This window comes from Metabacillus fastidiosus NBRC 101226 (genome assembly GCF_001591625.1).
Classification (GTDB): Bacteria; Bacillota; Bacilli; order Bacillales; family Bacillaceae; genus Metabacillus; species Metabacillus fastidiosus.
Genome location: NZ_BCVG01000139.1, coordinates 1 through 8,213, shown reverse-complemented (window position 1 = coordinate 8,213; position 8,213 = coordinate 1). Strand labels below are relative to the sequence as shown.

Genomic DNA, 8,213 nt, shown 5'->3' with positions numbered 1-8,213 from the left:
CGCCGGCAGTGATAAGAATGTTAAAAGGATGAGAAAGTTAGCTCCAATAGCTGCTCTAGCTGCTTTTCGTAAAGTAATATTCATTGTGAAATCCCCCTTTTGAATGTGAACATTCTGTGAATATTTATATTATCTTTCAGATTAGTTAAAAAATCAATAGAAAATTCAAAAAAAATTCACATTTTTATTTTGCTAATTTTAAGATAGATAGAATGGATGGAATTGTAATGAAGATATATTTTTTGCTAAGGAAGAAGAGAGATTTTAATATAAAAAAGAGAGTGACCTTATTTAGTCACTCTCTAACCGTTTACTTTTTATAAAGCTTCTGACTTAAAAGGGTTTGTCCAATTAAAAATAATCCGCCAACTGACCAGTAAAGCGGGAGTGCCGCAGGTGATGAAAAAGAAAAGATCATAATCATAATTGGTGACAGTAAACCCATAAATCTCATTTGTTTTCTCTGTTCTTCGGATAATGTTCTTTGAGAGACAACAAATTGTATATAGTAAATAGCTCCGGCTAAAACTGTCATTACAATATCAGGCTGTCCTAAGTTGAACCAAAGAAAGGAATGTGTTGCAATTTCATTGGAACCACGAATTGCATAGTATAGTCCCATTAATATTGGCATTTGAATAAGCAGTGGCAAACAGCCGATATTAAGCGGGTTAAAATTATGCTTTTGATAAAGTTTGATCATTTCCTGCTGGATTTCTTTCTGTTTTGCAGGATCTTTTTCTTCTTTCATTCTCTTCTGGATTATTTCCATTTCGGGCTTGATTAACTCCATTTTTTCTTTCATTGCTTGCTGGCTTTTATATTGGCGAAGCATGAAAGGGAATAATAAGATCCTAATAAGAAGTGTAATTAAAATGATCGCAACTCCGTAGCTTCCATTACTTAATTCAGCAAAAAAGTGAATTAAATAAGAAAATGGTTCCACAAAATATTGATGGAAAAACCCTGTATTATTTTGTCCAGGCTGCTGTGAGCATCCCGAAATGATAAAGAGAATACTTGTAAAAATAAATAATAATTTTGTTTTATGAAACAATGAATTTCCTCCTCAAATTTAAAATAATTAAATATGGAGAAGGAAGTGATCTTCTTTATCGTCAGGCGGAGATTCTTTACGTCTAATAATCCTCGTGATCCATTTATCTATCGCATGGATTTGTTCTTTTCTTTTTAAAAATTGTTTATCAATTTGTTCAAATTTATTCGTATTTGTTGACTCTGTAACAGAGTTTATAAATGAATATTCAATAGCCCAGCTAAATAAAAGCTTTAATGACATGCCTAGTATGAAGCTGACATAGATCGTATAAATAGCGGGCAAATTAGTAAGATCGATAATAAGTTCAAATATACCGACCAGCTCCTAAAAATAAATTTCTATCTTAAAGTATAGACTATTAAGGATGTTGTGACAATCTTAGTTTTACTGTAAGTGTGCCGTCATTTTTAGAAATCATACATAAGGTGAAATTTCTTTCAGTGGGATTTTTCTCATCCAGGCTGATGGTTAGGTGAGGCTCGCACAGATATGGGTCACACATACGTTGCTCGCGTGAAGTGATTTATTTCTGCCTTTTCCAAGAAGATAAATCCTATCTTTTCCATATGTAAAAAAGGTGAAAAATTAACATCCTAAAAAGGAAAGGAGAAAAGAGGATGTTTATTCGCTCATATTTTTTATCTATTTGGAAATTTTTTGATCCGCTCTATTTTTTTATTACAAGGCTTGAAAATGTTAAATGCCGATATAAAAAGGATATTGTGTTCAGAGTTAGACTAATGAAGTATAGAGGGAAAAGCGTTATATTATCCGATGGCACATTAGTTGAAACAAACGATATTTTTTTGAAGATTCATTTATATAATGTTGCTTTATTAAAAGATGTTGCCCTCGTGAAGAACCCGCTTAAAAGGGGAAGAATAGTTTACAAAAAAGTGAAGAATTCTATGCCTTTATTAGTTCAATATATTGATTCTCTTCCCAAAAGGAAAAATATAAAAGGAATTATCGGTATTACGATGATCAACAAAGGTGTTAACCAGTTAGGATTTGAACAGTTTCCAATTGAAAATAAATTCTATATTTTATTTAAAAAAATTGGACAGCTACCTATTTATTTTTTATCTTCTTCCTCAATTCATCCGAGAAATATTATAAATCTGAAGCCGTCATATTTAATAATGTCGAAAGAAAAGCTTTATAAAATGTACAAAAATCACAATTAAATGAAATACCTCCCATTAACTCCCACTATTAGTTATCCCCATTCCCTTTTATAATTTTAAAAGGGAGGGGATAATGTGGTTTATTTTCTACTCGGTTTTATTTTAATATTAGTTTTTTATAGAGCATATAAAAATACAAAAAAAATCAAGGTAAATAGAGTATCTTTGAGGAAATCAGAGACTGAAAATTCTAAAAAACAGTTAACAATTCTCCATCTATCAGATATTCATCTTGAAAATATTTCTATTTCACCGAAAGAATTGTCTAGTATTATTGGAAATAAGACAATAGACATGATTGCTTTAACTGGTGATTTTCTTGATCGAAAACGAAGTATTCCAAAATTAATTCCTTATTTAGAAGAGCTTAATAAATTGAATCCGAAGTATGGAATGTATGCTGTATTTGGGAATCATGATTATTTTTTAAGAGAAAACAACTTTGAAAAATTGAAAAATACACTAGAAGAGTATGGCTGTAAAACATTACAAAATGAACGTATTACATTAAAGATAAATGGTGAAAATATCAATATTATTGGAATAGATGATTATAGTACAAATAGAAGCGATATTGAGCGTTCATATAAAGAATTACCAAACGGATATAATTTAGTTTTAACACATGATCCTAATATTGTTTTGGAAATGAAGGACAGGCCATTTGATTATTTGCTGTCTGGCCATTTCCATGGAGGACAAATCCATTGGCCAAAACCATATCATCTTATTAAAATGGGCAAGCTTGTTAGGATGAATATGGTGAAAGGACTTCACTATCATGAGGGGAAACCATTTTATATTAGTGAAGGGCTAGGACAAACAGGAGTAAATATTCGTGTTGGAAGCAGACCGGAAATTACCTTTCATGAAGTGTCTTAAAAATAGGGAAGATAGCGGCATTCGGCAGGATGCTGCTGTTTCTATTTTATTAGAGGAGAATAATGGGTAAATACATGACATATAGCATATCCTTTCAATACATATTAAAGTAAGAGCGGTAATTCAATCTTTTTGAAGTCTCTTTCTAATAAAGTATAATGTAAAGAGATACCAGTAGATTTTCTAACAGATAGTTCTTTTAAAGCAGGAAGGTGAGAAAAATGTCAAAGGGATCATTAACGACCGCATTTGGTTCTGTACAGTGGTTGTTTTTTATTTTTGCAAATGTAGTCGTTGTACCAATTTCGATTGGGACTGCTTTTGGACTGCCGTCTGAAGATATTGCAACGATTCTTCGCAGTTCACTTTTATTTACAGGTGCAGCATGCATGCTGCAAGGGTTTATTGGACATCGCTATCCAATCATGGAAGGACCTTCAGGTGTTGTTTGGGGACTTATTTTAAATTTATGTTTTTCTGCATCATCAATGGGGATGAGTTTATCTGTGATTGGAGGCGGGATAGCAACAGGAATGCTGCTTGCATGTGCTGCTACTATTTTAATTGCTGTATGTAATTTAGTGCCATTCGTATTGAAAATATTCTCTCCGATGGTAATGACCGTTTACTTGTTTTTATTAACTTTTCAGCTTATTATTATTTTCTTTGGCGGGATGTTAAAAATAAATAGTGACGGCTCGCTTAATTTACACATTACTTTATTTTCATTTATTATTGTTGCTTTCGTTTGTTTACTTAATATAAAAGGGAATAAAATGCTTAGTAACTTTGCTATTTTAATAGGAATGATTGTCGGATGGATTGGTTATTCATTATTGTTTTCAGCTGGGGAGCCGGTAAATAATAAAGCAGCTGCATTTAAATTATTTCCATTAGGGGAACCGAACTTAGAAATAGGTATTATTGCAATTACTTTTTTAGGCTGTTTAATTAATTTAAGTAACACTATTGCTTCTGTTCAGGCGGTATCAAAGTTTTATAATGAAGATCCGACAATGAAGCAATATAGAAATTCCTATTTATTAACTGGTATTTTTGCAGGTATTTCTCCCTTAATCGGAATGTTTTCCTATTCACCATATGCTTCTTCCATCGGTTTTTTAGAGAGTACGAGAATATTTGACCGCAAACCGTTTTTAATTGGCGGTGGTTTAATGGCGCTTTTAGGTGTTATTCCAGCACTGGGTTCCTTGCTTGCAACAATGCCGATTACGATTGGGAACGCTGTTTTATTTGTCGCATATATTCAATTGTTTGGAACATCTTTAAAAAGTTTAAATGGATATGTATTTAGTTCAAAAACAATTTATCGTCTTGCAGTCCCCGTGCTTGCTGGTGTTTGTATTATGACGATAGACAAAGATCTATTCGGAGATATACCGCTTTATATTCGTCCGATATTAAGCAATGGTTTTATAATGGGTGTCCTGTTATCGATTGTTTTAGAGAGGGTAATCAATTGGGAGAAAGTAAGTGTGGTAAAAAGTAAAAATAGTTAACTATTGAAACAATAGGTATTTTTAAAAATCACTTGCAGAAAGACTATAAGTTTTTTAAAATAAGTAGATGAAATATATGTTTAAAAAAAGATTAAATTCGTGATATTTATAGGAAGTGAAATTGTGAAAGAAGTAAAAGCAGTTCGAAATGATCCGTCTTTCGTTTTAGCATCCTACATAAAGAAGATGAAAGGGGCAACGAAGCGGGAAAGCAGAATCGACTACTTAGATAGTATTATTTCAGCAGCCGGTGTGGCTATCGCAATAAGTATTATTAGCTTAATAGCTTTTGCATTCGGTTACCCATCGATCATTGCTCCGATTGCAGCTAGCTGTGTTCTTATTTTCGGTGCTCATAAAGGTGCATTTTCCCAGCCGCGGCAAATCATTGGCGGACATTTATTCTCAGCAACATCGGGTATTATTATTTTTCATCTTATCGGTAACAGTTATTTCTCTATCGGTTTTACTCTAGCAATCGTTCTTGTTATTATGAGTCTCACAAAAACGATGCATCCTCCAGCAGCAGCAAGCGCCATTGTGGCAATTATTTCAGAAGCGAATTGGCATTACCTTGTTTGCATTATTTGCTGTAGCCTCCTCTTGGTCCTTATATCTATACTATATAATAATTTATTTAAAAACAGGCAGTATCCACAATATTGGATATGAACGAATAAAAGCGAGTAGACTAGTTCTACTCGCTTTTATTCGTTAAACATTCAATAATATAATTTGCGACTTCTTCTTCATTTTTATTATCAGTAGCTACTTTAAAATGATGTGAAGAATAAATTTTCTGGCGGTTGAGGAAAAGATCTTCGATTTCTTCAATACTGCGTCCTTGTAAAACAGGTCTCGTATCAATAATCAAACTCATCCGTTCTTTCCATAATTCAAAGGATAAATCAAGGAAGAAAACGATACAATTTTCCAAACAAATGCTGCGGATTTCTTCTTGCAAAAATGCTCCGCCGCCGACAGAAATAATCTTTGATTTCTGTTTAGAATAAGATTGAATAACTGCTTTCTCTTTTGCACGAAATTCCTTTTCACCGAATGTTTTAAAAATTTCTGTTGTTGGCATACCATATTCTTTTTCTATTTCTCTATCAATATCAATAAAATCTCTATTAAGTTTTTCTGCCACAAGCTCCCCAATTGTCGTTTTACCGACACCCATGAAGCCAATGAAAACGAGACTTTTTTCTTTAAGAGACATTTTATTTTCCATTATATACAGGCCTCTTTCATTAATTAATATAGGAGTTCATAATATTTCTATAAATGAATATTATAGTATATAATTCTTCATTTGTAAAAAGGCTGTCTGTCTGCAGATGTTTCCCTTTACAGTGAAAATGGTGTAAAATTTTGAATTAACTATTGTACTTTTTTAGGGGGAAATATTTTGTTTGAACAAAAGCCATTAATATGTACGCCTTTAACTGGTAAAAATACAGAAGAAATTATAAAAGAATTAATAGCAATCGTACAAAAGCAGCCTGATTTAATTGAATGGCGTGTTGATTTTTTTGAACAGATTGCAGAAACGGATAAAGTGTTATTTACTGCCGAACAAATATTTAAAAACAGCACTGGCATTCCATTACTATTTACAATCCGATCTCATAAAGAGGGAGGGGAATCAATCCCGTTAGCTGAAAATGAAAAAGTTGATTTATTATGTGCTGTATGTGAAACAGAGTTTTTTGAGTTGGTCGATTATGAAGCTTCAAATGAAATAGAATATATAAAAAGATTAAGAGATGTTTCCAAACAAAATGGAAAGAAATTGATCTTATCTTATCATAATTTTGACTGTACACCTGACAAATCTGAAATTTTAAATCGTTTGCAAATAGCTGAATCTTACGGAGCAGATATTGCGAAGGCTGCAGTTATGCCTAAAGATGAGAAAGATGTGTTAGCGTTATTAGAAGCGACGAAAGATGCTGAGGCTTCATTAAATATTCCTATTATTACAATGTCAATGGGACAGTTAGGTGCGATCAGCAGAATGCTTGGCTGGATGTATGGTTCTTCCGTTACTTTTGCAGTCGGTGAAAAAAGCTCGGCACCAGGTCAGCTGCCGATCGAAAAGCTTAGAAAAGTGATTGATTTAGTAAAAGAAACGGTAAGTGAAAACTAAAAAAAGAGAGGATTGATGTGCAGATGGGTAAAAGCATCGACGAATGGATCGATTTGGATAAAAGGCATTTTATTCACCCGACTTCTTCTCTTAAACAACAACAAACAGAAGGTGCTGCACATATTTTCACAAAAGGAAAAGATATTTATCTCTATGATATAAATGGAAAGAAATTTATTGATGCAATGTCATCGCTATGGAATGTAAATATTGGTCATGGAAGAGAGGAGCTGGCGAAAGCGGCATTTGAACAAATGTCAAAACTTGCGTTTAGCTCCTGTTTTTCTACTTTTAGCAATGAACCTGCGATCGAACTGGCAGAGAAATTAGCAAGTATCACTCAAGGAGATTTAAATGCTGTTTTCTTCACTTCCGGGGGATCTGAAGCGAATGATACTGCGTATAAGCTTGTAAGACATTATTGGATTTTAAAAGGGGAAAAGGCACGCAAAAAGATCATCTCCAGGACAAAGTCTTACCATGGGGTGGCACTTGGAGCGACGAGTGCAACAGGCTTAAAACCTTTTCGTGATTTTACTAATTCATTGGCACCTGACTTTTGTTATGCTGATCATCTGTCTGCAGAGTCTTTACGTGATGTAATCGAGAAGGAAGGGCCTGAGACAGTTGCGGCTTTTATAGCTGAGCCGGTTCAAGGTGCTGGAGGAGTCCATATTGCATCACCAAATTACTTCGCGGAAGTGAGAAAAATTTGTGATGAATATCGAATTTTATTTATTGCAGATGAAGTAATAACCGGCTTTGGGAGGACAGGAACATATTTTGGAATGGAGCATTATGGGATCGTACCAGATATAGTCTGTTTTGCAAAAGGTGTAACAAGCGGCTATGCACAGCTAGGCGGTGTTATCTTATCAAAATCTTTACATGAACAATTGATTGAATTATCTACAGACACACTTTTTCATGGCTATACATACAGCGGTCATCCTGCTGCATGTGCTGTTGCTTTAAAAAATATTGAGATCATTGAACGGGAAAATTTAATTGATAACGCAGAAAAGATGGGAAAAGAGCTTTTAAAAGGGCTGAAACAGCTGGAATTAACAAGGGAAATTGTTGGTGCAACAAGAAGTTTAGGATTAATGGGAGCGATTGAGTTTGTAAAACATAAAGAATCAAATGAACAATTTGAAAAACCGATTGCTCCACTCATTGTGAAGGAAGCTTTGGCGAAAGGACTTATTTGCCGTGCTGTTGTTTTTGATTCTCAGGATACAATTGTACTTGCACCACCGCTTACTATTAATGAAAATGAAATTGAAAAAATAATTGAAATAATTGATGATATTTTGACTGCTTTTGAGAAAAAGTAAAAATAGGGCTGTCCGATAAGTCCCTAATAAGTTTTAAAAGCTGAAAGACCCTGTTATCAAATCCTTGATTTTACT

Annotated in this window: 9 protein-coding genes; 6 read left to right on the top strand and 3 right to left on the bottom strand. The window is 33.5% G+C overall.

Features of this window, described 5'->3' with window-relative positions:
• Positions 1-310: 310 nt before the first annotated feature.
• Both yidC and BFA01S_RS19730 read right to left on the bottom strand, forming a co-directional pair.
• The gene (yidC, locus tag BFA01S_RS19735; protein WP_066234967.1) at positions 311-1,057 is read right to left on the bottom strand and encodes a membrane protein insertase YidC; all 747 of its coding nucleotides are present in this window, start codon (positions 1,055-1,057) and stop codon (positions 311-313) included.
• A gap of 27 nt (positions 1,058-1,084) precedes the next feature.
• Positions 1,085-1,300 carry a hypothetical protein gene (locus BFA01S_RS19730; protein ID WP_066234965.1) on the bottom strand — a complete coding sequence of 72 codons (216 nt, stop codon included), beginning with the start codon at positions 1,298-1,300 and terminating at the stop codon, positions 1,085-1,087.
• 377 nt (positions 1,301-1,677) lie between these two features.
• On the opposite strand from BFA01S_RS19730, the gene BFA01S_RS19725 reads away from it, so the two are divergent.
• From BFA01S_RS19725 to BFA01S_RS19710, 4 genes are all read left to right on the top strand, one after another.
• A complete protein-coding gene (locus tag BFA01S_RS19725) occupies positions 1,678-2,247 on the top strand; it encodes a YkoP family protein (RefSeq protein ID WP_066234963.1) in 570 nt (189 codons plus the stop codon).
• Between the two features lie 75 nt (positions 2,248-2,322).
• Positions 2,323-3,129: a metallophosphoesterase gene (locus BFA01S_RS19720; RefSeq protein WP_066234960.1), complete on the top strand. Its 807-nt coding sequence runs from the start codon at positions 2,323-2,325 to the stop codon at positions 3,127-3,129.
• A gap of 221 nt (positions 3,130-3,350) precedes the next feature.
• Positions 3,351-4,649, top strand: coding sequence for a uracil/xanthine transporter (locus BFA01S_RS19715; protein ID WP_066234951.1), 1,299 nt, complete (start codon positions 3,351-3,353; stop codon positions 4,647-4,649).
• A 99-nt stretch (positions 4,650-4,748) separates the two neighbouring features.
• The gene (locus tag BFA01S_RS19710; RefSeq protein ID WP_235843078.1) at positions 4,749-5,321 is read left to right on the top strand and encodes an HPP family protein; all 573 of its coding nucleotides are present in this window, start codon (positions 4,749-4,751) and stop codon (positions 5,319-5,321) included.
• A 25-nt stretch (positions 5,322-5,346) separates the two neighbouring features.
• Here BFA01S_RS19710 and BFA01S_RS19705 read toward each other — a convergent pair whose 3' ends face one another.
• On the bottom strand, positions 5,347-5,883 hold the full coding sequence (locus BFA01S_RS19705) for a shikimate kinase (protein ID WP_066234948.1): 537 nt from the start codon (positions 5,881-5,883) through the stop codon (positions 5,347-5,349).
• Between the two features lie 177 nt (positions 5,884-6,060).
• On the opposite strand from BFA01S_RS19705, the gene aroD reads away from it, so the two are divergent.
• Together aroD and BFA01S_RS19695 are read left to right on the top strand one after the other, a co-directional pair.
• Entirely contained in the window at positions 6,061-6,801 is a 741-nt protein-coding gene (aroD, locus tag BFA01S_RS19700) for a type I 3-dehydroquinate dehydratase (protein WP_235843077.1), read from the top strand.
• Between the two features lie 23 nt (positions 6,802-6,824).
• Positions 6,825-8,138, top strand: coding sequence for an aminotransferase family protein (locus BFA01S_RS19695; protein WP_066234944.1), 1,314 nt, complete (start codon positions 6,825-6,827; stop codon positions 8,136-8,138).
• Positions 8,139-8,213 lie beyond the last annotated feature (75 nt).